The sequence below is a fragment of the Plantactinospora veratri genome, assembly GCF_036421995.1.
Lineage (GTDB): Bacteria > Actinomycetota > Actinomycetes > Mycobacteriales > Micromonosporaceae > Plantactinospora > Plantactinospora veratri.
Genome location: NZ_JAZGQL010000038.1, coordinates 39594 through 63433, shown reverse-complemented (window position 1 = coordinate 63433; position 23840 = coordinate 39594). Strand labels below are relative to the sequence as shown.

At 71.6% G+C, this 23840-nt stretch carries 22 protein-coding genes and 1 riboswitch; of the genes, 7 read left to right on the top strand and 15 right to left on the bottom strand.

Going from position 1 to position 23840, the window contains the following annotated elements; translation table 11 throughout:
• Positions 1-124: 124 nt before the first annotated feature.
• Positions 125-1345 carry a chorismate-binding protein gene (locus V1634_RS34090; protein ID WP_331211751.1) on the bottom strand — a complete coding sequence of 407 codons (1221 nt, stop codon included), beginning with the start codon at positions 1343-1345 and terminating at the stop codon, positions 125-127.
• Between the two features lie 123 nt (positions 1346-1468).
• Here V1634_RS34090 and V1634_RS34085 point away from each other — a divergent pair, with 123 nt between their 5' ends.
• Positions 1469-1669, top strand: coding sequence for a DUF5999 family protein (locus tag V1634_RS34085; protein WP_101365960.1), 201 nt, complete (start codon positions 1469-1471; stop codon positions 1667-1669).
• 54 nt (positions 1670-1723) lie between these two features.
• Here V1634_RS34085 and gcvP read toward each other — a convergent pair whose 3' ends face one another.
• Positions 1724-4585 (bottom strand): aminomethyl-transferring glycine dehydrogenase, encoded by a 2862-nt coding sequence (gcvP, locus tag V1634_RS34080; RefSeq protein WP_331211750.1) that lies wholly within the window; start codon positions 4583-4585, stop codon positions 1724-1726.
• Positions 4586-4665: 80 nt separating this feature from the next.
• Positions 4666-4762, bottom strand: a riboswitch (glycine riboswitch).
• A gap of 325 nt (positions 4763-5087) precedes the next feature.
• Between gcvP and V1634_RS34075 the strand changes: the two genes are divergently transcribed.
• From V1634_RS34075 to V1634_RS34055, 5 genes are read left to right on the top strand one after another with little or no spacing between them, the layout of a single operon-like run.
• Positions 5088-6761: an ABC transporter substrate-binding protein gene (locus tag V1634_RS34075; RefSeq protein WP_331211749.1), complete on the top strand. Its 1674-nt coding sequence runs from the start codon at positions 5088-5090 to the stop codon at positions 6759-6761.
• A 9-nt stretch (positions 6762-6770) separates the two neighbouring features.
• Entirely contained in the window at positions 6771-7754 is a 984-nt protein-coding gene (locus V1634_RS34070; protein ID WP_331211748.1) for an ABC transporter permease, read from the top strand.
• Positions 7754-8677, top strand: coding sequence for an ABC transporter permease (locus tag V1634_RS34065; RefSeq protein ID WP_331211747.1), 924 nt, complete (start codon positions 7754-7756; stop codon positions 8675-8677). The genes V1634_RS34070 and V1634_RS34065 overlap by 1 nt, the downstream gene beginning before the upstream one ends.
• On the top strand, positions 8674-9861 hold the full coding sequence (locus V1634_RS34060; RefSeq protein ID WP_331211746.1) for an oligopeptide/dipeptide ABC transporter ATP-binding protein: 1188 nt from the start codon (positions 8674-8676) through the stop codon (positions 9859-9861). Before V1634_RS34065 ends, V1634_RS34060 begins: the two co-directional genes overlap by 4 nt.
• A complete protein-coding gene (locus V1634_RS34055) occupies positions 9858-10868 on the top strand; it encodes an ABC transporter ATP-binding protein (RefSeq protein ID WP_331211745.1) in 1011 nt (336 codons plus the stop codon). Before V1634_RS34060 ends, V1634_RS34055 begins: the two co-directional genes overlap by 4 nt.
• A 38-nt stretch (positions 10869-10906) precedes the next feature.
• On the opposite strand, the gene V1634_RS34050 is transcribed toward V1634_RS34055, so the two are convergent.
• Positions 10907-11542 carry a carbonic anhydrase gene (locus V1634_RS34050; RefSeq protein WP_331211744.1) on the bottom strand — a complete coding sequence of 212 codons (636 nt, stop codon included), beginning with the start codon at positions 11540-11542 and terminating at the stop codon, positions 10907-10909.
• Positions 11543-11877: 335 nt separating this feature from the next.
• Here V1634_RS34050 and mgrA point away from each other — a divergent pair, with 335 nt between their 5' ends.
• On the top strand, positions 11878-12873 hold the full coding sequence (mgrA, locus tag V1634_RS34045; RefSeq protein ID WP_331211743.1) for an L-glyceraldehyde 3-phosphate reductase: 996 nt from the start codon (positions 11878-11880) through the stop codon (positions 12871-12873).
• 185 nt (positions 12874-13058) lie between these two features.
• On the opposite strand, the gene V1634_RS34040 is transcribed toward mgrA, so the two are convergent.
• From V1634_RS34040 to V1634_RS33985, 12 genes are all read right to left on the bottom strand, one after another.
• Positions 13059-13880, bottom strand: a complete 822-nt coding sequence (locus V1634_RS34040) for a hypothetical protein (RefSeq protein ID WP_331211742.1) — start codon at positions 13878-13880, stop codon at positions 13059-13061.
• Positions 13881-14067: 187 nt separating this feature from the next.
• Positions 14068-15516 carry an alkaline phosphatase PhoX gene (locus tag V1634_RS34035; RefSeq protein ID WP_331211741.1) on the bottom strand — a complete coding sequence of 483 codons (1449 nt, stop codon included), beginning with the start codon at positions 15514-15516 and terminating at the stop codon, positions 14068-14070.
• A 260-nt stretch (positions 15517-15776) separates the two neighbouring features.
• Positions 15777-16496, bottom strand: a complete 720-nt coding sequence (locus V1634_RS34030) for a DivIVA domain-containing protein (protein ID WP_331211740.1) — start codon at positions 16494-16496, stop codon at positions 15777-15779.
• Positions 16493-17671, bottom strand: coding sequence for a globin domain-containing protein (locus V1634_RS34025; protein ID WP_331211739.1), 1179 nt, complete (start codon positions 17669-17671; stop codon positions 16493-16495). Before V1634_RS34025 ends, V1634_RS34030 begins: the two co-directional genes overlap by 4 nt.
• 3 nt (positions 17672-17674) lie before the next feature.
• A complete protein-coding gene (locus V1634_RS34020) occupies positions 17675-18124 on the bottom strand; it encodes a group I truncated hemoglobin (RefSeq protein WP_331211738.1) in 450 nt (149 codons plus the stop codon).
• 275 nt (positions 18125-18399) lie between these two features.
• Positions 18400-18846: a SanA/YdcF family protein gene (locus V1634_RS34015; protein WP_331211737.1), complete on the bottom strand. Its 447-nt coding sequence runs from the start codon at positions 18844-18846 to the stop codon at positions 18400-18402.
• A 392-nt stretch (positions 18847-19238) separates the two neighbouring features.
• Positions 19239-19877, bottom strand: a complete 639-nt coding sequence (locus tag V1634_RS34010; RefSeq protein ID WP_331211736.1) for a MerR family transcriptional regulator — start codon at positions 19875-19877, stop codon at positions 19239-19241.
• A gap of 214 nt (positions 19878-20091) precedes the next feature.
• Positions 20092-20556, bottom strand: coding sequence for a bifunctional nuclease family protein (locus V1634_RS34005; protein WP_101365933.1), 465 nt, complete (start codon positions 20554-20556; stop codon positions 20092-20094).
• Between the two features lie 277 nt (positions 20557-20833).
• Positions 20834-21544, bottom strand: coding sequence for a transcriptional regulator FtsR (ftsR, locus tag V1634_RS34000; protein ID WP_331211735.1), 711 nt, complete (start codon positions 21542-21544; stop codon positions 20834-20836).
• Positions 21545-21696: 152 nt separating this feature from the next.
• Positions 21697-22149, bottom strand: coding sequence for an oxoglutarate dehydrogenase inhibitor Odhl (gene odhI, locus V1634_RS33995; protein ID WP_101365931.1), 453 nt, complete (start codon positions 22147-22149; stop codon positions 21697-21699).
• 214 nt (positions 22150-22363) lie between these two features.
• Positions 22364-22744 carry a glycine cleavage system protein GcvH gene (gene gcvH / locus V1634_RS33990; protein ID WP_331211734.1) on the bottom strand — a complete coding sequence of 127 codons (381 nt, stop codon included), beginning with the start codon at positions 22742-22744 and terminating at the stop codon, positions 22364-22366.
• Positions 22745-22813: 69 nt separating this feature from the next.
• Positions 22814-23833 carry a DUF881 domain-containing protein gene (locus tag V1634_RS33985; protein ID WP_331211733.1) on the bottom strand — a complete coding sequence of 340 codons (1020 nt, stop codon included), beginning with the start codon at positions 23831-23833 and terminating at the stop codon, positions 22814-22816.
• Positions 23834-23840 lie beyond the last annotated feature (7 nt).

Here is a 23840-nt window from a genome sequence, read left to right as displayed (position 1 = left end):
ACCAGCTACGCCACAGCAGCCTGACCCACCTAGCCGCCAAGGGCCGCAGCACCGCCGAGCTACAGGCCAAGTCCCGCCACCGGAACCTGGCCGCGCTCGGCGGCTACGTGCGGCTCGGCGGCGGTCAGCGGGGGGCGGCCAGGATGGCCCGGACCGGGCCGGACTTGGCGGCCGCCTCGGCGACCTCCGCCGCCGGATCGCTGCCCCAGGTGATGCCGCCGCCGGCCCAGACGTGCACCCGGTCGGCGTCGGCGGCCACCGTCCGGATGGTCAGCCCCAGGTCGATCCGGTCCGGGCCGATCCAGCCGAGCCCGCCCATGCTGGCGCCCCGGCCGACCGGTTCCAGGGCGGCGATCTGGGCCAGCGCGGCGAGCTTGGGGGCGCCGGTGACCGACCCGCCGGGGCAGACCGCGCGGAGCAGGTCGGCCAGCCCGCACCCGTCGGCGAGGGTGGCCGAGACGGTCGACTCGGCCTGCCAGAGGTCGGACCAGCGCCGGATGGCGTAGAGCTGGTCGACCTGGACGGTGCCGGTACGGGCGATCCGGGCCAGGTCGTTGCGTTCCAGATCCACGATCATCACGTGTTCGGCGCGTTCCTTGGCGGATTCGAGCAGTTCCCGCCGGCCGGGGCCGGTCGCCGGCCGGGTGCCCTTGATCGGCCGGGTGTAGACCCGGCCGTCGGTCACCTCGACCAGGGTTTCCGGGGAGGCGCAGCCGATCGCCCAGCCGGGGCCGGTGAGCACGCCGCCGTACCGGGCGCCGGGTAGCCGGGCCAGCCGGGCCAGTGCCGGCAGCGGGTCTCCCGCGTACCGGGCGCAGCCGTGGCCGACGACGTTGACCTGGTAGATGTCGCCGGCCGCGATGGCGTCCCGGGCCTGCCGGACCGCGTCGGCGTGCCGCTGCGGCGTCCAACTCTCGACCCACGGGCCGAGTTCCCAGGCGTCGGCCTCCCGGTCGTCGGGCGGGTGCCGCCGGGGTCGGCCGGCCTGCGGTGCGGCGCCGTGCCGGTAGACCACCGCGACCAGGTCGGGGACGGCGGGTGCCGGGGTGGCCGGGCCGGCGGGCGCGCCGACCATCCGGGCTCCGGCGGCGGCGGAGACGAAGACGGCGGCGCCGCAGATGGTGCCGGCCGGACCGTCCGGCGGGTGGACGCCGGGCCGGGTCAGGTCGCGGACCGGGAGGCCGTGCCCGGCGAGGAACTCCTCCAGCAGCGTGGCGGGGTCGTCCGGACCGTCGGCCGGGCATTGAAGCCGGTCGTGTTCGACGAGCCCGGGTACGCAGCTCGCGGGCGCTCCCGGTGGCGCGAATGGGAGCGCTTCCACGACGTACGGATGGATCTGCCTCATCCGAAAAGTGGATTTCCCCGGTCAGAGACGGATACCCGCTCGTCATCACTGGGCGTGAAGGGGTACCGTCCGTCACTGGTCATGTGAACCATGCCACAGCGCCCCCATAGTCCGGAGAACCCGATGTGCCAGCACGAACCGACCTGCCCCTCCGCCGAAGCAACCGACCGGGAAGCGGCCCGCGTCCTCGCCTGCTTCCGTGAGCAGGGGTGGAGCCTGCTCTGCAATGGCGTCATCCTCTTCGAGGACACCGGCGAGCTGCTGCCCGACGGCAGCACCATAGCGCCGCACCGTGGTCCGGCCCGGCACGCCCTGGTCGGCTGATTCATCACTCACTGTGACCGGCCGGCGCCTGTTGTGCCGGCCGGTCCTCCGTTCTCAGTTCTCGAACGCCTCCGGCGGCGGGCAGGCGCAGACCAGGTTCCGGTCTCCGTAGGCACCGTCGATGCGGCGTACCGGCGGCCAGTACTTCGCCCGCCGGTCGACCCCGCCGGGATAGCCGGCCACCGACCGCGGGTACGGGTGCGGCCACTCGTCGCCGGTCACCATCGCCGCGGTGTGCGGCGCGTTGCCGAGCGGGTTGTCCCCCTTCGGCCACTCCCCCGCCCCGACCTTGTCGATCTCGGACCGGATCGCGATCATCGCGTCGCAGAACCGGTCGAGTTCGGTGAGGTCCTCGCTCTCGGTCGGCTCCACCATCAGGGTGCCGGCGACCGGGAACGACATCGTCGGGGCGTGGAAACCGTAGTCGATCAGCCGCTTCGCCACGTCGTCGACGCTGACCCCGGTCGCCTTGGTCAGCGGCCGCAGGTCGAGGATGCACTCGTGTGCGACCAGGCCCTTGTTGCCGGCGTAGAGCACCGGGTAGTGGCCGCGCAGCCGGGCCGCGACGTAGTTGGCGGCGAGTACCGCCACCCCGGTCGCCCGGCGCAGCCCGTCCGGCCCCATCAGCCGCAGGTACGCCCACGGGATCGGCAGGATCCCGGCCGAGCCGTACCGGGCCGCCGAGACCGCCGGCCGGCCCTCGGTGTCGCGCGGGTCGCCGGGCAGGTACGGCGCCAGGTGTGCCCGTACCGCCACCGGGCCGACCCCGGGTCCGCCGCCGCCGTGCGGGATGCAGAACGTCTTGTGCAGGTTCAGGTGTGACACGTCGGCACCGAACCGGCCCGGCTTGGCGTACCCGAGCAGCGCGTTGAGGTTGGCGCCGTCGACGTAGACCTGGCCGCCGGCGTCGTGCACCTTGGCGCAGAGCGCGGCGATGCCGCCCTCGTACACCCCGTGGGTGGACGGGTAGGTGACCATGATCGCGGCGAGGGTCTCCCGGTGCGCCTCGATCTTGCGGTCGAGGTCGGCCAGGTCGACGTCGCCGTCGGGGTCGCAGCCGACCACCACCACCCGCATCCCGGCCATCACCGCGCTGGCCGCGTTGGTGCCGTGCGCCGAGGACGGGATCAGGCAGACGTCCCGGTGCGCCTCGCCCCGGTCGCGGTGGTAGGCGCGGATCGCCAGCAGGCCGGCGAGTTCGCCCTGCGAGCCGGCGTTCGGCTGCACGCTGACCGCGTCGTAGCCGGTCACCTCGGCGAGCCAGCCCTCCAGGGTGGCGACCAGGTCGCGGTAGCCGGCGGTCTGCTCGTCCGGGGCGAACGGGTGCACGTCGGCGAACTCCGGCCAGCTCACCGGCTCCATCTCGGTGGTGCCGTTCAGCTTCATCGTGCAGGAGCCGAGCGGGATCATTCCCCGGTCCAGGGCGTAGTCGAGGTCGGCGAGCCGGCGCAGGTAGCGCAGCATCGCGGTCTCGGAGTGGTGCGACCGGAAGACCGGGTGGGTGAGGTAGTCGCCGGTACGGGCGAGGTCGGCCGGAAGTGCGGCCGGCGGCTGCCCGGTGGCCGGGGTCACCCGCTGCCCGGCGACGGCGCCGAAGGCGTCCCAGACGGTCGCCAGGTGCGCCTCGGTGGTGGTCTCGTCGCAGGCGATCCCGACCTGGTCGGCGTCGACCAGTCGCAGGTTGACCCCGCGCCGCGCGGCCTCGCCGACCACCTCGGCGGCCCGGCCGGGGAACCGGGCGAGCACGGTGTCGAAGAACGTCTCGTGCACCACCTCGACGCCGTCGAGGGTGCGCAGCCCGGCGGCGAGGGTGGCGGCCCGGCGGTGGGTCCGCTCGGCGATCGCCCGCAGCCCGGCCGGGCCGTGGTAGACGGCGTACATGCTGGCCATCACGGCGAGCAGCACCTGGGCGGTGCAGATGTTGCTGGTCGCCTTCTCCCGGCGGATGTGCTGTTCCCGGGTCTGCAACGCCAGCCGGTAGGCGGGGTCGCCGGCCGCGTCCCGGGAGACCCCGACCAGCCGGCCGGGCAGCATCCGCTCCAGGCCGCCCCGGACCGCCAGGTAGCCGGCGTGCGGGCCGCCGAAGCCCATCGGTACGCCGAACCGCTGGGTGGTGCCGGCGGCGATGTCGGCGCCGATCTCACCCGGTGGGCGGAGCAGGGTCAGCGCGAGCAGGTCGGCGGCGACCGTGACCAGTGCCCCGGCGGCGTGCGCGGCCTCGACCAGCCCGCTGTGGTCACGGACCGCGCCGGAGGCGCCCGGGTACTGCAGGTGCAGGCCGAAGAACTCCGCCGGCAGCGGCTCGGCGGAAAGGTCGAGTACCCGTACCTCGATGCCGAGCGGTTCGGCCCGGGTGGCGAGTACGGCGAGGGTCTGCGGCAGGGTGTCGGCGTCGACGACGTACACGTTGGTCTTGTTCTTGCCGGCGCGGCGGGCCAGGGTCATCGCCTCGGCGGCGGCGGTGCCCTCGTCGAGCATGGAGGCGTTCGCGGTGGCCAGCCCGGTCAGGTCGGTGACCATGGTCTGGAAGTTCAGCAGCGCCTCCAGGCGCCCCTGGCTGATCTCCGGCTGGTACGGCGTGTACGCGGTGTACCAGGCCGGGTTCTCCAGCACGTTGCGGCGGATCACCGCCGGGGTGTGGGTGCCGGAGTAGCCGAGACCGATCATGGAGACGGCGACGCTGTTCCGGGCGGCCAGCGCGCGCAGTTCGGCGGCGACCTCCTCCTCGGTGGCGGCCGGCGGCAGGTCGAGGTCGCCGGTCCAGCGGATCACCTCGGGGATCGCGGCGTCCATCAGGTCGTCGACGGAGTGGTAGCCGACGGTTTCCAGCATCCGGCGCATCGCGTCGGTGTCGGGGCCGATGTGCCGGTCGGCGAACTGCCCGCCGTCGCGGGTGGGGTGCTGTGCTGTGGTCATGGGGGACGCTCCCGGGCGAGGTCGACGCTGCAACCTCCCCCTCTGTCACGCTCCGCGACGTCGCGGGCGCTCCACAGTCGCCTGCCCGCGGGCTCCTTTTGCCTGAGAGGTTCCGGGGAGGATTTGCCCCTTCGGCGCCGCCCCACGCTGCCGGGCGGTCTCTCGCTCGCGAGTGTTGTCGGCGTTGGCAACGGTACCAGTGACCGGATTTCCGGCTGGTTTCGACCGCTCCCCGTTGATCACCGTCGACGCCGGCTGCCGGGTCACAGTCGTCGGCAACCGTCCCGTCCGGCAGCACCGGCAGAACCGGTTAAGTGACGCCGGATCGGGCCGCCTCGGAGCCGCCTCCAGGTCGCGTCGCACGCCCCGAGCCCGGCCGCCGGCCGGGGCGGAAATCGCTTTCCGTCTATTGACTGTGAACCGGTTCGGTGTTGTCATCGATCTCACCTGCCCCGGACACCAGGTGGCAACCCGTCCGAAATCCCCGAACCGGGAGGCAACGATGCGCCGTACCCTCGCCCGCCGGCTGCTCGCCACGCTGGCCACGGCGACGCTGGCCGTCGGTGTGACCGCCGGCTGCGGTGACGACGGCGACTCGTCCGCCGACGCCGAAGGAAAGATCATCAACGTCCTCTCGGGGACGAACGCCGGGTTCGTACCCAACTTCAACCCGTTCTCCCAGAACAGCGTCGCCGGCACGATGAGCGTGCTCTACGAGTCCCTGCTCTATTTCAACGCCGCCCGGGCCGACGACGTGCAGCCGCAACTCGCCACCGGATACGAGTTCGCCGACGACGGCCGGCGGCTGAACCTCACCATCCGGGAGGGGGTGAAGTGGAGCGACGGGAAGCCGTTCTCGGCCGACGACGTCGCCTTCACCTTCAACCTGATCCGGGACAACCCGAAGCTCAACCAGAACGGCCTGCCGATCGTCGAGGCGGTCGCGACCGACCCCACGCACGTCTCGGTCACGTTCAGCCAGGGCGTCTACACCCGGCTCAACCTGATCGCCGGCCGGACCTGGATCGTGCCCAAGCACATCTGGTCGACCATCGCCGACCCGTCCGCCTTCACCAACGAGAAGCCGGTCGGCACCGGCGCGTTCACGCTGGCCTCGTTCAGCCAGCAGAACTACGTCTTCGAACGCAACCCCAACTACTGGGAGACCGGCAAGCCGAAGATCAAGGGGATGCGGTTCCAGCAGTTCGCCAGCGCGGACAGCGCGATCGCGGCGCTCGCCGCCGGGCAGCTCGACTGGGCCGGATCGTTCATCGCCGACATCGAGAAGCAGTACGTCAGCAAGGACCCGAAGCACAACAAGTACATCAACGAGTCGCAGCTCTACCTGACCAACCTGATCCCCAACCTGGACCGGGCGCCGTTCGACAGCGCCGCGGTACGCAAGGCGATCAGCCTGGCCCTGGACCGCGAGCAGATCATCCGGCTGGCCTTCTCCGGGTACGGCAAGGAGGCCAGCCCGGCCCAGCTGCCCCGGCCGCTCTGGGACGACTACATCAAGCCGGAGTACAAGGACCGGAAGCTGGAGTTCGACGCGGCCCGGGCCGAGCAGACCCTCCAGGCCGACGGCTGGGCCAAGGGCGCCGACGGGATCTACGCCAAGGCCGGCCGGCGGCTCTCCTTCACCGTCAAGGTCGTGCAGGGCTACAACGACTACATCTCCGCGCTCCAGATCATGACCCAGTCGCTGAAGTCGGTCGGGATCGAGATGAAGACCCAGGAGGTCTCCTTCACCGCCTTCTCCACCGACCAGCAGACCGGCGACTTCGAGATGATCATCACCAACCTGTACAGCGAGGGCACCGCGTACTCCTGGTACAGCCGGGCGTTCTCCAGCAAGCGGACCGCACCGCTGGGCCAGCAGGCCGGCTCCAACTACGGCCGCTTCCGCAACGCCGCCGTGGACGCGGCACTGCTGGCGATGGAGAGCACCCCGCCGGACCAGCGCGACGCGATCAGGGAACAACTCTTCAAGATCCAGGATGTGATCGTCGAGGAGCTGCCGTACATCCCGCTCCAGCAGTCCGCCTCGCTGATCGAGTACCGCACCGAGAACCTCGGCAACTTCCCCACCGAGGAGAACCACTACGCGCTGACCACCCCGTACAACGGGCCGGACATGGGGATCGTGGCCAAGAACCTCACCCCGGCCGGCTGAGCCGCCCCGATGCGCTACCTGCGGCGCAAGGCGCTGTTCTACCTGGTCGCGGTCTGGGCGGCGGTCACCCTCAACTTCCTCATCCCCCGGCTGATCAAGGGCAATCCGGTCGACGCCGTCCTGGCCAAGACCCAGAACATGACCCCGATGTCGCCGGACGCCCGCCGCGCCCTGGAGTTGCAGTTCGGGGTCACCGACGACCCGCTGTGGCAGCAGTACCTCGGCTATCTCGGCAACCTGGCGCGCGGCGAGTTCGGGCTCTCGGTCAGCTACTACCCGACCCCGGTGTCGAAGGTGCTCAGCCAGAGCCTGCCGTGGACGGTGGTGATGGTCGGCGTCGCCACCGTACTCAGCGTGCTGCTCGGGATCACCCTCGGCATGCTCGCCGGCTGGCGGCGCGGCACCTGGCTGGACGCGCTGGTGCCGACCACCACCTTCCTGGCCGCCATCCCGTACTTCTGGCTCGCCCTGGTGCTGCTCTGGCTGCTCGGCGGGATCCTCGGCTGGTTTCCGCTGAACAGCGGCTACAGCTACGAGACCACCATCGGGTTCAACTGGCCGTTCCTGCGCAGCGCGATCTACCACGGCGTCCTGCCGGCCGCCTCGATCGTGCTCGCCTCGGTCGCCGGCTGGCTGCTCGGGATGCGCAACATGATGGTCTCGACGATGGCCGAGGACTACGTGCTGACCGCCGAGGCCAAGGGGCTGCACCCGCGCCGCATCATGATCCAGTACGCGGCACGCAACGCCGTACTGCCCAGCGTCGCCGGGTTCGCCATCACCCTCGGCTTCGTGGTCAGCGGCTCCATCGCCACCGAGATCGTCTTCTCCTATCCCGGCGTCGGGATGACCCTGGTCGCGGCGGTCGCCAACGCCGACTACCCGCTGCTCCAGGGCATCTTCCTGGTCATCTCGCTGGCGGTGCTCGGCGCCAACTTCGTCGTCGACCTGCTCTACGCGGTGATCGACCCCCGTACCCGGCAGGCCGGCTGATGGCGACCATCGAGACCCAGCGCGACGTCACCGGCGAGGTCGTCCCCGGCGTGGTGGTGCCGACCCGCCGGCCCCGTTGGCGCGGGCTGCTGCGCTCCCGCAAGCTCGCCGCCGGGCTGGCCGTCGTCGGCTTCTTCGCCCTGGTCGCCGTGCTCGGCCCGCTGCTGGTCGACGACCCCAACCAGGTCAGCGACGACCGGCTGCTCGCCCCCTCCGCCGAACACCTGCTCGGCACCACCACCACCGGCCAGGACGTGTTCCGGCAACTCGTCGCCGCCACCCGAGGCTCGATGCTGGTCGGCCTGGTCGTCGGACTGCTCGCCACCGTCGTCTCGGTACTGGTCGGCGTCCTCGGCGGCTACGCCGGCGGGCACACCGACGAGAGCCTCTCGCTGGTCAGCAACGTCTTCCTGGTGCTGCCCGGCCTGCCGCTGGTGGTCCTGATCACCGACTACGTGCAGACCCGGGGCGCCCTGGCCATCGCGTTGATCGTCTCGTTCACCGCCTGGGCCGGCTCCGCCCGGGTACTGCGGGCACAGACCCTGTCGCTGCGCTCCCGCGACTACGTCGACGCCGCCCGGGTCAGCGGCGAACCCGGCTGGCGGATCGTCACCTTCGAGATCCTGCCGAACCTGCTGCCGCTGATCGCCGCCCAGTTCGTCTTCGCGGTCATCGGCGGCATCCTCACCGAGGCCGCGCTCGCCTTCCTCGGTCTCGGCGGCGCCGGCTCGTGGGGCACGATGCTCTACTTCGCGCAGAACTCGCAGGCGCTCTCCCAGGGCGCCTGGTGGTGGTTCGTACCGCCCGGACTCTGCATCGCGCTGGTCGGCGCCGGACTCGCACTGATCAACTTCAGCCTCGACGAGCTGATCAACCCGAGGCTGCGGGTCCCCCGCCGCCCCCGACGGACCGGACCGGCATGACCCTCGACACCACACCCCCACCGGCGGTCACCGGCACCGACGTGGTGCTCTCGGTCCGCGACCTGAGCGTCGTCTACGACGGCACCGACCCGGTCCGGGCGGTCCGCGACGTCAGCTTCGACCTGGCCCGGGGCGAGGTCCTCGGCATCGTCGGCGAGAGCGGCTGCGGCAAGTCGACCCTCGCCTACGCCGTCACCCGGCTGCTCAAACCGCCCGGCCGGGTCACCTCCGGCGAGGTCGTCTTCCACCCCGCCGACGGCCCGCCGGTCGACCTGTCGACGCTGCACGGGCAGGCACTGCGCCGGTTCCGCTGGAACCGGGTCGCGATGGTGTTCCAGGGGGCGATGAACGCCCTCAACCCGGTGCTGTCGGTACGCCGCCAACTCGCCGACGTCTTCACCGCGCACCGCCCCGAACTGCGCCGCGCCGAGCGGGAACAACGCTGCCGGGAACTGCTCGACCTGGTCGGGATCGGCCCGGAACGGCTCTCGGCCTACCCGCACGAACTCTCCGGCGGGATGCGCCAGCGGGTGCTGATCGCGATGGCGATGGCGCTGCGCCCCGACGTGGTGGTGATGGACGAGCCGACCACCGCGCTGGACGTGGTGGTGCAGCGCGACATCCTGACCGAGATCGACCGGCTCCGGGCCCGGTTCGGCTTCGCGGTCGTCTTCATCACCCACGACCTCTCCCTGCTGCTGGAGATCAGCGACCGGCTCGCCGTGATGTACGGCGGCCGGATCGTCGAGTACGGCCGCGCCGCCGACCTGCACGCCACGCCGGGCCACCCGTACACGGTCGGACTGCTGCGCTCCTTTCCCAGCCTGCGCGGCGAGCGGACCGTACTGCACGGCATCCCCGGCAGCCCGCCGGACCTGTCCCGGCCGATCACCGGCTGCGCGTTCACCGCCCGCTGCCCGTACTCCTTCGACGCCTGCCACCGCGTCGACCCGCCGCTGCTGACCGCCGGCACCACCCAGGCCGCCTGCCTGCACCACGACCCGACGCTGCGCCCGGACGGCCCACCGGTCGGGCTCCGGACCGGCCGGTTCCATCCCACCGACCCGGCACCGGACCCCGGACCGGAACCGGAGCCACGCCCCACCGACCCGCCGGCACCGGCCGGGCCGCGTGCCGACCCGCCGCCGGCCGGAAACGGTTCTGCCGGAGGTGGCGACCGATGACCACGCTGACGGTCAGTCACCTGAGCAAACACTTCCCGCTGCGGGACGGACGGCGCCGCCGCACCCTGCGCGCCGTCGACGACGTCTCCTTCGAACTGCGCTCCGGCCAGACGGTGGCGCTGGTCGGCGAGAGCGGCAGCGGCAAGTCGACGATCGCCCGGATGCTGGTCCGGCTCACCCCGCCGACCGCCGGCGAGATCCGCCTCGACGGCACCCCGGTGGCGACCGGCCACCGGGCGGTCCGCCGCTACCGCCGGGACGTGCAGATGGTGTTCCAGGACCCGTTCGGGTCACTGAACCCGGCACACACCGTCGAATACCACCTGCGGCGGCCGCTGCGCCTGCACGGGGTCGCCCGCTCCGCCGACGACGTCCGGGCGGCCGTGCACGACCTGCTGACCCGGGTCAACCTCACCCCGGCCGACCAGGTCGCCCGCCGGCTGCCGCACGAACTCTCCGGCGGGCAGCGGCAGCGGGTCGCGATCGCCCGCGCCCTGGCACCCCGGCCCCGGATCCTGCTCGCCGACGAGCCGGTGTCGATGCTCGACGTGTCGATCCGGCTGGAGATCCTCAACCTGATCGACCGGCTCAAGCGGGAGGAGGAACTGGCCGTGCTGTACGTCACCCACGACCTCGCCACCGCCCGCTACTTCGCCTCCTCGATCATGGTGTTGTACCGGGGCCAGGTGGTCGAGTCCGGCCCGAGCGACGAGGTGATCCTGCGCCCCGCACACCCGTACACCCAGCTGCTGGCGTCGGCGGCGCCGGACCCGGGCCGCCCGCGTACCGCCGCGCCGGGCGGGATGCGGGCGCTGCGGGGCGGGCAGCAGACGGCGACCGACAGCGGCGGCTGCCTGTTCCGGGACCGCTGCCCGGCGGCGATGGAGGTCTGCCGCACCGAGGTGCCGGAGTTCCCGGTCGGCGCCGGTCACCTGGCCCGGTGCTGGCTGCACCGGCCCGACAACGGCCGCACCCGGCCCGCCGACGGGTCGGCGGGCCAGCCGTAGCCGCTGGCCGGGGCCGGGCGCGGTTCGGTGGGTCGGCCCTAGCCGGCGGTGGGGGCGGTGCCCGGCACCGTCAGCGACACCCGGCCGTCGGCCAGCTTGTAGAACATCCCGACGACGTCGCAGCGGCCGGCGGCGACCGCGTCGGCGAGTTCGGTACCCGGCCCGGTGATCGTCTCGATGGTGTGCCGGGTGTGAATCGCGGCGATCCCGGCGTCGTCGCTGACCTGCCGCGCCTGGGCGGCCTCGATGCTCGGGGTGACCCGCTCGACGATGGCGCCGAGGTCCCGGCCCGGCAACCGGGCACCGTCCATGGCCGCCCGGGTGGCCTGGATCGCCCCGCAGGTGTCGTGGCCGAGGACGACGACCAGCGGCGCCCCGAGCACCACCACCCCGTACTCGATGCTGGCGGTCACCTCCGGGCCGACGATGTGCCCGGCGGTGCGGACCACGAAGAGGTCGCCGAGCCCCCGGTCAAAGATGATCTCGGCGGCGAGCCGGGAGTCGGAGCAGCCGAAGACCACCGCGAACGGCCGCTGCGCCGCCGCGACCACCGCCCGGTGCTCGGCGTCCTGATGCGGGTGGATCCGGGTACCGGCGACGAACCGCTCGTTACCGGCGAGCAGCTCGTCGAGCGCCTCGCTGGGAGTGGCCGGCCGATGGTCCAGGTAAGCCATGACATTCCCTTTCGACGTCACCACCTTCCGGTGGTGAAGCGGGGCCGACGCCTTCGGCGACCTGATGCGTACCGATCAGATATCACGGAACACCCCGCCGGGCAGCCCGACCCTGGGTCGACCGTGATCGACGGAACACCGACCGGCGCCCGACCGGGAAATCGCACACGAACAGGCTACGGCCCGTCGCCGGCTCCGCCCGGCTGCCACGCGGCCCGACCGGATCGACGAACCACTATCGATCTTCCGTCGCGGTCCGGCGTGGCAGCCGGCGGAGACGGCGAACCTGACCTCCGGGCGGCCCGGTGCGAACCGGGTTCAATAGGGTGGCGAGGGTGACCTACCTTGCCGCGGACGACCGCTACGACTCGATGACCTACCGCCGGACCGGCCGCAGCGGCCTGCGACTCCCCGCCATCTCGCTCGGCCTCTGGCACAACTTCGGCGACGAGCGGCCGTGGCAGCAGCAGCGGGAGATCTGCCGCCGGGCCTTCGACCTCGGGGTGACCCACTTCGACCTGGCCAACAACTACGGCCCGCCGCCCGGCTCCGCCGAGGAGAACTTCGGCCGTACCCTCGCCGCCGACCTCGCCCCGTACCGCGACGAGCTGGTCATCTCCACCAAGGCCGGCTACTACATGTGGCCCGGCCCGTACGGTGAGTGGGGCTCCCGCAAGTACCTGGTCTCGTCCCTGGACCAGTCGCTGCGCCGGATGGGTCTCGACTACGTCGACATCTTCTACCACCACCGGCCCGACCCGGACACCCCGCTGGAAGAGACGATGGCGGCGCTCGACGCCGTCGTCCGAGCCGGCAAGGCCCTCTACGTCGGACTGTCGAACTACACCTCCGAGCAGACCCGGCAGGCCGCCGCCATCCTGCAACGCCTCGGTACGCCGCTGCTGATCTCCCAGCCGTCGTACTCGATGCTGAACCGGTGGATCGAGGCGGACCGGCTGCTCGACACCCTCGAAGAGGTCGGCGCCGGCTGCATCGCCTACAGCCCGCTCGCCCAGGGCGTGCTGACCGACCGCTACCTGGACGGCATCCCGGCCGACTCGCGGATCCGCACCAGCGTCTTCCTCAACGAGAGCGACCTCGACGAGACGACGATGGCGACCGTACGGGCGCTGCACGCCATCGCCCGGCAGCGCGGCCAGTCCCTGGCCCAGCTCGCGCTCGCCTGGGCCCTGCGGGACCCCCGGATGACCAGCCTGATCATCGGCGCGAGCAGCGTCGCGCAGTTGGAGACGAACGTGGCCGCGCTGGAGAACCTGACCCTCACCGACGGCGAACTCGCCGAGATCGGCGGCCACCTGACCGTCGACTGACCGCACCGGCCGGCCCGGGACGACGGAGCCGCCGGTGCCCAGGCGAGCGCCGCCGAGGTGGCCGCCTGCTGGGCAACCGGCGACGCCGACGCCGCGAAGGTCCCCTTCGCGCCGACCACGTCTTCGGCGCCGTCCTCCGCCGGGCCAGGCGGGTACTGCGGCCGGACGGAGCGCGGCATCCAGGGTCAGAGCAGGGGCAACACGGCGCGCGCCACGACCCAGCTCGTGTGCCTCATGGACTCGGATCTGACCCGATCCTTGTCCACCGGCGGCCCCAGCGGCGTCGCCTCGCAGGAATGCCAGGGCTCGCACCCGGGCGGCAGGAGGAAGAGCTGGAACGACTCCGCCCGGCCGACCCTGGTGTCGTAGTTGTAGGCATAGCACACGAACCACAACTCGTAGACGTTCGAGTCGTCCTCGTAGACCGGCCCCTCGGAGCACCACGGTTCGATCTTGGAGATCACCACGCCGTTGGCCCCGACCAGGACCTGCCGCAGATCGTCGTCGCCGAGCCCGGCCTGCAACCGGGCCGTCATCGCTATCGGTCCCACCACGTTCAGCAGCAGGCCGAGTAGGTCGACAGTGTGTTTGGCGTCATCCGGTCCGACCGGCGTGGGTTGCGGCGGCCCGACCTCGGCCGCCCGCAGGCGCGCGTCGACCAGCGCCAGGCACGCTGCGGCGTCCCGCGCCCAGGCCCGCGCCGTGGCCGGTGCGAGCCGCTCAAGGTCGGCGACCTCGACCACGTGCCGGGTGGCGCAGGCGCGTACGTCCGGGTCGGGTACCCGCTCCAGCTGGGCCAGGACTTCGGCGCGGATGCCCGTCACCGCGGTCGACACCTGCCGTACCACCTGCTGCGGCTGGCCGCCGCCGGCCAGCATGCCGTAGATCTCGGTGATGGGCGTGAGCAGCTCACCGATGCTCGCCTGCGCCGGCCGCGCGCCGCCGGGCAGTGTTGCCATGACAGCCAGCAGCGCCACAACGACACCGCGCACCAGGGTACGTCGCACAGCGTTCTCCCTTCGTCGCCATCAGCTCACCGGAGGTGCGGGTCCCATCAGACCCGCTGGCGACGACGCTCATCAAGCGAATCATCTATAAATGCCGATGTGCGGGAAAACGCTTTCCTCGGTCGAATCCGGCGCCGTGGCCCGGTGGGGGCCCGGACGGTACCCTGACCCCCACCGGTCGGCCCCGCTAGCCCAGGTACCTCTCCCACGGGCCGGTGATGGCCAGCGTCAGCCCGGGATCCTGCATGTTGACGAAGAGCACCCGGCCGTCCGCGCTGAAGGTCGGCCCGCAGAACTCCGAGTCGTTGAGTTGGTTGCGGGCGATCGCCTGCGTCGGGCCGCCCGGGATCGCGCTGAGCACGTGCGAGGCGCCCGAGCCGTCCTCGGCGAGCACGAGGCTTCCCCACGGGGTGACGGTCACGTTGTCCGGCCCGTCGAAGGTGAGGCCGTCGTACCTGACCGGCGTACCCTCCTCCGACGCGACCTGGTGCGGGAAGTACGTCACCAGCTGGATCGTCTGGGCCCGGTAGTCGTAGAACCACACCATGCCGTCGTGCGGCGCGGCGTCCGCCGGGAGGTCACCGTCCGCCCAGGCGTACGAGTTGACCACGTACACACCCTCGGCGGTGCCCCACACGCCCTCGAACTTGCGTCCGCGAGTGACCTGGCCGTCGGTGAACTGCTCGCGTACGGGCGTGGCCCGCGCGTCGCGCTCGGGCACCTCGATCCACCGCACCGGGAAGGGGCGGCCGAGCTGGGCGGAGGTCAGGTAGGCGACGTCCGGCAGCACCGAGCCATCCTCCATGATGATCTGCATCGCGGCCAGCACCCCGGCGTCCGGAGCGAGTCGGGTGAGCACACCGGGCCCCAGCTCGACGCCGCGCGGGGCGGTCCAGCGGTAGAAGAGGCCGTTTGGCCCGTCGGCGTCCTCGGAGAGGTAGATCCTGGTGCGGTCCCGGTCGATCGCCAGCGCCTCGTGGGCGTAGCGGCCCAGGCACTTGATCGGCCGTGGATCCGCGCTGCCGTCGGCCCGGACCTCGAAGACGTACCCGTGATCCTTCTGGAATGCGCCGGACCGGCCACCCTCCGCCCACGCGTCCCCGGCCCGGTCCTCCGTCTCCTCACAGCTCAGCCACGTGCCCCACGGGGTGGGCCCGCCCGCGCAGTTGGCGACGGTGCCGGAGAGTGCGACGAACTCGCCGAGGTTGCGGCCCGCACCGTCGGTCCTGATCACGGTGCAACCGCCGGCGTCGACGGCGCCGGGATCGTAGACAGTGCCCTTGACGTGCGGCACACCGAACTCGGCGCCCGGGTCGATCTCGTGGTTCTGGATCAGGGTGTAGCGGCCCCGGCCAGCGTCGTAGACGGCCATGCCGTCGTGGTCGGCCGGGGTCAGGCCCTGGCCGCGGTCGAGTCGGGTGACGCCGGCCCGGGTGACCACGGCGTAGCTGAAGCCCTCGGGCAAGGCCAGGATTCCGTCGGGATCGTCCACCAACGGCGGGAAAGGCACATGACCGGCCCCGGCCGGCGGGCGGGACCGGCCCGGGTGAGCCTGGGCCAGGGACGGAAAACCACCGGCGACGGCAAGGCCGACGCCGACACCGCCGGCGAGGAAGGTACGACGAGAGGGAGTCACCTGGATCGGCTCCTGTTCAAGACAATGGGAACCCTTGACAAGCAACTCCTGCGGACCGAAGACGACCCGTCATCCAGGCGAGGAATCGGCGACATCGGAGTAAAGAATGAGGGCTCGTTCAACTCCGGCACCGAACCGGCGCAACCACGACGACCGCCCGGGAGCACGACGTCGCCCGGCCGGCGACCCCCCACGGTCGCCGGCACACCACGGCGCCGACCCCACCCATACGCCGACGGACCGGGCCCGGGCGGGCGGGTTCACATCGGCCGCTGCTGCTCCGGACGCGGCGACAGGGCCGGCCGGACGACACCCGGCGGCGTCGTGGCGCCGATCCCCGGACCCGCCTCCCGGACGATCCGGTCCATGGTGCGGGCCAGATGCTCACTGCCGTCGTCGAGATGCCGGGCCGCCGCCTGCATGTGCGAGATCATCATCTCGCCGAAGATCCGCAGCGCCTCCCGGGTCGCGACCGTGTCGTCGAAACTCGACCCGGCCGACGCCCGGTACTCCTGCACCGCCCGCTCCGCCTCGTTGCGGGCATCCTCGGCCGCCGCCCGCAGATAGTTCTCGTACTGCACCCGGGCGTACTCGGCGACCCGGCGGGCGTAGTCGTGCGCCTGGGCGATGATCTGCTCGGCCTCCCGCTGCGCCGCCGAGAGCAGGTTGACCTCCTTCGCCCCCGGCAACTGCGGCCGGTTGTCGGCACTCGGCAACACCCCGTGCCGGTGCAGCTCCACATGGTCGTGCAGCCGCTGGTTCTCCGCCCGCAGGTCCGCCACCTGGGTCGCCAACAGGTCGAGCTCGTCGGCCACCTGGTGCCGGAACCGGTCGACGTCCCGCTCGTCGAAGCCGCGCCGGGTGAACGACGACGTGCTGAACTCCCACCGCCGGACCCGGTCCGCGGTGATCCGCACCCGCGGACTGGGCCCGGACACCGCCGTGGCGCGGTCGTACTCGCTGATCGGGCTGGCGCTCACTGCGTACCTCCGTCTGCCGGCCTCTGCTCCTGCACCTCACCGATCCGCCGCCCGGGCGAATACCACTGCCCACCCAGCGCCTCGTAGTGCAGTTGCCCGGCGTGGTAACCCGCCTGCGTCAAACCGTTGACCGCACCCGACACCATCGGATCGGACCCGCAGACGAAGACGTGCCGGTTGCGCCAGTCGCCGTCGGCGAGGGCGCGGTCCACCACCTGGACGAACTCTCCGGGCCGGGACGGGTCGGCATTGACCACGTACGTCACCCGCAACCATGGACACGACGCCACCAGCTTTTCGGTCGCGTCGACGTCGTAGAACTCGGTACGGGACCGGGCGCCGACGTAGGCGTCGACCCGCCGGCCACCGCCGGTCGCCGCCACCTGCTCCACCAGCGCCTTCAACGGCGCCCAGCCGGTACCGTTGGCCAGCAGCAGCAGGTCACCACCGCCGGACGCCTGGCGCAACGTCAGCCGCTCCCCCACCGGGGCCGCCAGATGCACCTGGTCACCGACGCTGGTCGCGTACACCAGCCGGGAACTCACCGCCCCGCCCGGCGCCGCCCGCACGTGCAGCTCGATCGTGCCGTCGCTGCGCGGCGCGTTCCCCGGCGAGTAGTAACGCCACGCCCGGGTCGCCGGACTCGACACCCCGATCGACTGGCCCGCCTCGAACGGCAGCAGATACTGCGGCCGCAGCGTCAGCACCGCGATGTCGAACGTCCGCGGCTCGTGCGCGACGACCTCGCCGACCCACCACGGCGGGCTGACGTTCTCCGCCGCCGTCGCACCGTCGGTCATCACCTTGGCGACCAGCCCGTACGCCGCCGTCCAGTCCTGGGCCAGATCCTCGGTCCAGTGCTCGCCTAGGAAATGCGCCAGCGTCGCCAGCAGCGCCTCACCGACCGCCGGATAGTGCTCCGGCCGGACCGCGAACTTGCGGTGGTCGGCGCCGAGCGAGGAGAGGAAACCGACAAGGTGGTCCACCTGGTCCACGTTCGACACGATGTGACCGAGCGCGGTGACCAGCCGGTCCCGCTGCCCGGCCATGTTCGTCGGAAACATCTGCCGGACGTCGGGATGGGCGAGGAACAGGGTCGAATAGAAGTAGAGCGGCACCTGGTCGCCGTGCCCGGCGACCAGGTGCCAGCTCTGCTTGAGACGAGCGATGTCCACGGGTCAGACGCCCGCCGAGGTGCCGCTCGACACCACCTGGTCACGCACCGAACCGAGCGTCGCCCGTACGTCGTCCAGAACGTCGTCCGGCACACCGAGACCGGCCAGGGTGTCGACCAGGTGCGCGCCGACCCGGGCGTAGTGCTCCTCCGGGATGTTCAGCGGCTGGTGCGCCTCGGCCAGGTCCCGGCCGGCGTAGTTGTTCGGCCCGCCGAGCACCACGGTCAGCATCAGCACCATGTGCCGCCGCTGCTCCTCCATGTTCACCGAGGTGAAGTAGCCGACCAGCTCGGGGTCGGCGAGCACCCGGTCGTAGAACAGCCGCACGGCCGCCTTGACCGACTCCGCCCCGCCGATCCGCTCGTAGTGCGAGGGGCGGGCAGCCGAACCGTTACCGTTGGTCGGGGCGCCGTCCGCGGAGGATGGCACGGCGCTGTCTTGTGGTTCCGTCACGGTCTTCCTTCCGGCGCGACGGGGATCGCGCGGCGAGTGGGGGCGTAGCACCGACAGTGCCGACCCGGCGGGCGGATGGCCGACGGGTGACACGGGTGGGGACACTACCGCGCCCACCCGTTCTGTGTCATCCAACCCGAATCGGTGTCATCCATACCCAACCGGCCCGGAAATCATCGGGCTCGATCCGATCCGGACCATCATCCCCATCGGACGCCGCCCCGGCCACCCCGGTCACGGTCAGCGACTACCACACCGACGACAACGGGGAGCTGTCAACCCGACAACGCGTCCCGGACCCCCGGCTCGACCGGCCCCAGAAACACCGGATCCCGCCCGCTCAGCACGTCGTAGACCGCCTTCACCGCCGCGAAGTGCTCCCGGAACCCGCCCCACCGCCAGGCCCGCTCGAACCGGCGTACCGAATCGTCCCCGACACCGACCGCGTCCAGGCCGACCCGCCGGCACACCGTGACCGCCCGCTCGATGTGGAAGCTCTGGGTGACCACAATGGCCCGATCGACACCGAAGATCCGGCGGGCGCGCGAACACGAGTCGTAGGTGTCGAACCCGGCATGGTCCTGCACCACCAGCCGGGCCGGCACGCCCCGCTCCACCAACCAGCGACTCATCGCCCCCGGCTCGTCGTACGCCGAACTGCGGTGGTCCCCGGAGACCAGCACCGCCCGGACCTTGCCCGCCCGGAGCAACTCCCTCGCCAACTCCAGCCGAGCGGCAGGAACGGCGCCGGAGTACCGTCCGGATAGACCTGGGCGCCCAGCACCAGCGCGACCGGCGCCGCCGGAACCTCAGCGGGCTGATACACGTGCTCCCGCGCCGACTGCCGCACCCAGACCACACTGCCGACCACCGACACCGGCAACAGCAGCAGCACCACCAGTGCCCCGAACACCGCTCGTCGACGCCAACGGCGGCCGGCGAACCGACGCGGACGGTCGGAGCCGGACGACTCGGGCTCAGAGCCTGACGGCTCGGGCGACGAAGCAGACGGCATACCGCCAATTATGCGGTAACGATCAAGACAAGCCGGCGGCGTCGACCCCGGACACGGCCCTCCCGACACCCCGGCCCCGACAGCCCGCCCGCCGGGGAATCAGCCCGCCCGCCGCCGGGCCCGGCGCGCCGCCAACTCGTCACCGGCCGCCGACGCGGACGGCTCCGGCGTCTCCCCCGCCAACGGCGTCTCCCCGGCCGGCTCCGCCGGCAGATGCGACAGCGAGCCCTGGACCTCCTTGAACGCCCCACCGATGGCGATCCCGAACACCCCCTGCCCACCCTGCAACAGGTCGACGACCTCCTCCGGGGACCGACACTCGTAGACCGTCGTCCCGTCCGAGATCAACGTGATGCCGGCCAGATCCGCCACCCCGCGCGACCGCAGCGCGTCAATCGCCCGCCGGATGTTCTGCAACGAGACCCCCGCGTCCAGCAGCCGCTTGACCACCTTCAGCACCACCAGGTCCCGGAACGAGTAGAGCCGCTGCGTCCCCGACCCCGAGGCATCCCGCACACTCGGCACCACCAGCGCCGTACGCGCCCAGTAGTCCAACTGCCGGTAGCTGATCCCGACGGCGTGGCACGCCGTCACACCCCGATAGCCGACCGAGCCGTCCTCCACCGGCGACCCGGCCACCGGGTCGTCCTCCGCCACCCGACGAGACCCGTCGACGTGCTGCTGACCCATACCCTGCGGATTCGACCTACCCGGATCAGGGTCCTGTGGCTCATGCATCGGACAACCTCCCCGCCCGTGCGGTGACACGTCGTTTCCGGGACGTGCACCCCTCGACAGGCCAACCCTATAGCCCGGCTGGAGGGTTCCCCCGCAGAAAATGCCGCGACACGCCGCACTCGGGGATCACCGCAGGGTTACCCCACGGCCAATCGATCGTTACCCCCGGCGCCAGCCACGACCGGCGCCCCGACGACCGCCGACGGACCGGCCCTCAGCCGGCGAAGTCCTCCGGACGGACCTGCTCCAGGAACTCCCGGAACTTCTCCACCTCGTCCTCCTGCTCGTCCGGGATGATGATCCCGGCCTCGGTGAGCACCTGCTCCGCACAGCGGATCGGCGCACCCACCCGCAACGCCAACGCGATCGAGTCCGACGGTCGGGCCGACACCCGCAAACCATCCCCGATCAGCAGATCGGCGTAGAAGACGTTCTCCTTCAACTCCACGATCTCCACCGCCCGCAACGGCGCCTGCAACGCGGCGAGAATGTCCCGGAGCAGGTCGTGGGTCAGCGGACGGGCCGGCTTGACCCCCTGCTGCTCGTAGGCGATCGCGGTAGCCTCCACCGCCCCGATCCAGATCGGCAGATAACGGTCGCCCTCGACCTCTCTGAGCAGGACGATCGGCTGGTTGGTGGGTAGCTCCACCCGAACCCCGACCACGCTCAGCTCGCGCACCGCCGCCTCCGTGTCGTTGTCGTCGTCCCCACCACCGTCCTGCGGCGGCCGATGCTACCCGCCGCCGGAGCCGGTATGCCCCTTCCCTGCACGGTACACGGGCTCGGATAACACCGCCCCACCCGCGCGCCCGGCAACCACCGCACCGCACGGGTTACCCCGGGAAGCGTACGCCACGCCCGCCGCCGCAGATCTTTCCCGGCCGAGTGCGGCAGGCCACACCCGCCACCCCCGGCCGGACAACCACCCCGGGACGGCACCACCACCGCCCCACCCGTCACCGGCCCAACGTCCCGCGCAACCCCACCCGGACCAGCGCCGCGTGCAGCCGCTGCGACAGACCCACCAACTCCCGCGCCGCCTCCGCCGCCCGGGCCCGCGCCGCCGGATCGTTCTGCCGCGCCAACGGCGCCACCAACTGGGCGAACAACCCCACCTCGCGATCCGCCGCCGTCCGATAACCCCGCAGATGCCGCGGCTCCAGCCCGTACGCCGCCAACCCCGCCACCGCCTGGGCGATCACCAGCGCGTCCGCGTCATACCAGCCGGGCGGCTGCGACACCACCAGACCCATCCGCTCCAACTCCGCCAGCAACGCCTCACCGAGCCCACTACGGGACAGCAACTCGGTCCGGTCCAGCCGGGTCTCCGACGACTCACCCACCGGCGCGGCGGCCAACTCCCGCCCCGGCACCTCGCCGTCCGGCCCCACCGCCACCAGCGACGGCCGATGCCGATCCGACCCCGGCAACCCGTCCCGATCCGCCTCCGCGAGCTGCTCCCGGATCACCCGCAACGGCAGGTACTGGTCACGCTGAGCGGTCAACACGAATCGCAGCCGCGCCACGTCGTCCCAGCTGTACTTCCGGTAACCCGCCGGAGTGCGCTGCGGCTCGACCAGACCCTCGGACTCAAGAAAGCGCAGCTTGGAGATCGTCGTGTCGGGAAACTCGACCCGAAGCTGCGCCAGCACCTCACCGATGCTCATCAGCGAACCCTTTTCCGCCTCCTCCTGCGGCCCGTCGTGGCCACGGGTGGAAGTCGAAGGGCGCGCGCCGCGCGGTTCAGGTGGGAAAAGGTTCGGTGGCTGGCCCCGAGCGGCCGCCCCCGGGCCGGGAACAGCCGCCGCCGCACGCTCACTCACCCCCGGACGGCCCCCTCCTCCGGACGCGGACCGGCGATGAAGACCAGCCGGAACTTCCCGACCTGGACCTCGTCACCGTTGCTCAGCGTCGCTGCCTCGACCCGCTCCCGGTTCACGTACGTCCCGTTCAGGCTGCCCACGTCCCGGACGGTGAACGTGCCACCGTCCCGGTGGAACTCGGCGTGCCTGCGGGACACCGTGACGTCGTCCAGGAAAATGTCACTGTCCGGGTGCCGGCCACTCGTCGTCACATCGTGGTCCAGCAGGAACCGGGCGCCGGCATTCGGACCACGCCGAACCACCAGCAACGCCATACCCGGAGGCAGCGAACCTGACATCCGACTCGGTACGACGTCGGTCTCGGGCCCCTCCAACATCTCGTCGAGAGAACCGAGGTTCAGCGTCGATGTGACGTCGAGTGGGGGGAACTCGTCGTCTGGGCGCGTCATTGGGACCACCTCACGGATCTGTTCGGTCGGCGTCGGGTGTTACGGGTCTGGCCGCCGGGCGCCATCGAGGCCCAGCGGCTGGCTCCCCCGTGCCCGGGAAGGCATTTCCGCAACGCGCAACTATTGGTTCTCGGTCGACTGGGCGAGCCTAGCCAGCGCCGAAATACAGGGCAACCAGACGCGCGGACACAACCACGCGACGGCGTCACCACGATCAGCTCTCGGTCAGCTCCCGATAAGCCTCGGCGGTCAGCAGACCCGAAACCGCCGACGCGTCACCAGGCACCATCTCGACCAGCCAACCCGAACCGTACGGGTCGGTGTTGATCACCTCGGGAGTGTCCACGAGCTGCTCGTTGCGCGCCACCACCGTGCCGGTCAACGGCGCGTAGATCTCCGAGACGCTCTTGGTCGACTCCACCTCGCCGAACGATTCGCCGGCCTGCACCGTCGCACCCTCGTCGGGAAGCTGGACGTACACGATGTCGCCCAGCGCGTCCTGCGCGAAGTGGGTGATGCCCACCCGCACCGGTCCGCTGCCGTCGCCAGCCACCCACTCGTGCTCGGCGGTGTACCGCAGGTCCTCAGGAATCACCAGACGCGTCCTTCTTCTTCGCACCAGCCAATAACCGGGACGCCGACTCGCCGCCCCGACCGCCCCCGGTCAGGAGACCGGACGCGCATGTTGCAGAGCCTTCGGCGGGCTGAGGGCCGTCACGTCGACCACCTCCCGCTCCTGGATCGCCACGTTACCGCCGTCCCCGCTGACCGATGCCACCACCCCGCCCGGGATGTTCAGTGCGGTTTGCATCGTCTTCGGATCACCGATCACCGTGATCATGAACGGTCCGGTCAACCGCCGTCCACTCACCGAGATCCCGCCGTTCGCGTCGAGGAAGTACGTCGACGCGATGATCCGCACCGTGGCACCGTCACCACCGGCGATCTGCATCGCCTCGGCCCCCGCGCCCCGCAACTCCTGCACCGCGTCCAACACCCGCGACGCCGCGATCGGCTTGCTCACCGGCATGAAACTCACCGTCAACCCCGGCCCCCTCGCCGGCAACGTCCCCGCCAGGATCCCCAGCTCGTCGGCCCGCCGGGTCGCCTCGTCCAACGCCGCCTGCCGACCCTCGGCACCGGAGTTCAACTGACGCTGGCTCTCCTCCAGCGCCCCGATGTCCTGCCGGACCCGCTCCTCCTGCGCCTCCAGATCCGACAGGATCCGCACCAGGTCCTCCTGCCGGGTCGTCTCCAGCGACGCGCCCGTGGAGTTGGTCCGCACCTGCACCACCAGGGTGAACCCCAGCAGCGCCAGCAGCACCCCGATCATCGCGTTCGCCGCCGTCAGCCTGGGCAGCAGCCGGCGAGCCGCCGACACCGGCCCGGCAGACTCGCCCGCCGCGATCGGCAGCGTCCCGTCATCCCCCGACGCCGTCGGGGCGTCCTCCGCCGGCAACGGCACCGTCGGACCGTCGTCCGCCGACAGCCTCCGACCAGCCCCGTCACCCGTCGACAGCCGCACCGTCGGGTCGTCGTCGGCCGAGACCGCACCCCGGTCGGCGTCCGGACCCACGCCACCCGCCGGCCGCGTCACGGCGTCCGACGACTCGACCGGCGCCGGGTCCGCAGGGGTCTCCCCGGCACGGCCGGCCGCGCCGTTTCGCTCACTCGCTCCCGCCATCGCCGTC

Coding starts and splice junctions, on each gene's coding strand:
- V1634_RS34085 (WP_101365960.1), top strand. CDS start 1,469: ATGTGCCAGCACGAACCGACCTGCCCCTCCGCCGAAGCAACCGACCGG.
- V1634_RS34050 (WP_331211744.1), bottom strand. CDS start 11,542: ATGGCTTACCTGGACCATCGGCCGGCCACTCCCAGCGAGGCGCTCGAC.
- V1634_RS34055 (WP_331211745.1), top strand. CDS start 9,858: ATGACCACGCTGACGGTCAGTCACCTGAGCAAACACTTCCCGCTGCGG.
- V1634_RS33985 (WP_331211733.1), bottom strand. CDS start 23,833: ATGGCGGGAGCGAGTGAGCGAAACGGCGCGGCCGGCCGTGCCGGGGAG.
- V1634_RS34075 (WP_331211749.1), top strand. CDS start 5,088: ATGCGCCGTACCCTCGCCCGCCGGCTGCTCGCCACGCTGGCCACGGCG.
- V1634_RS34090 (WP_331211751.1), bottom strand. CDS start 1,345: ATGAGGCAGATCCATCCGTACGTCGTGGAAGCGCTCCCATTCGCGCCA.
- V1634_RS34010 (WP_331211736.1), bottom strand. CDS start 19,877: ATGCATGAGCCACAGGACCCTGATCCGGGTAGGTCGAATCCGCAGGGT.
- V1634_RS34065 (WP_331211747.1), top strand. CDS start 7,754: ATGGCGACCATCGAGACCCAGCGCGACGTCACCGGCGAGGTCGTCCCC.
- ftsR (WP_331211735.1), bottom strand. CDS start 21,544: ATGAGCATCGGTGAGGTGCTGGCGCAGCTTCGGGTCGAGTTTCCCGAC.
- odhI (WP_101365931.1), bottom strand. CDS start 22,149: ATGACGCGCCCAGACGACGAGTTCCCCCCACTCGACGTCACATCGACG.
- V1634_RS34070 (WP_331211748.1), top strand. CDS start 6,771: ATGCGCTACCTGCGGCGCAAGGCGCTGTTCTACCTGGTCGCGGTCTGG.
- gcvP (WP_331211750.1), bottom strand. CDS start 4,585: ATGACCACAGCACAGCACCCCACCCGCGACGGCGGGCAGTTCGCCGAC.
- V1634_RS34060 (WP_331211746.1), top strand. CDS start 8,674: ATGACCCTCGACACCACACCCCCACCGGCGGTCACCGGCACCGACGTG.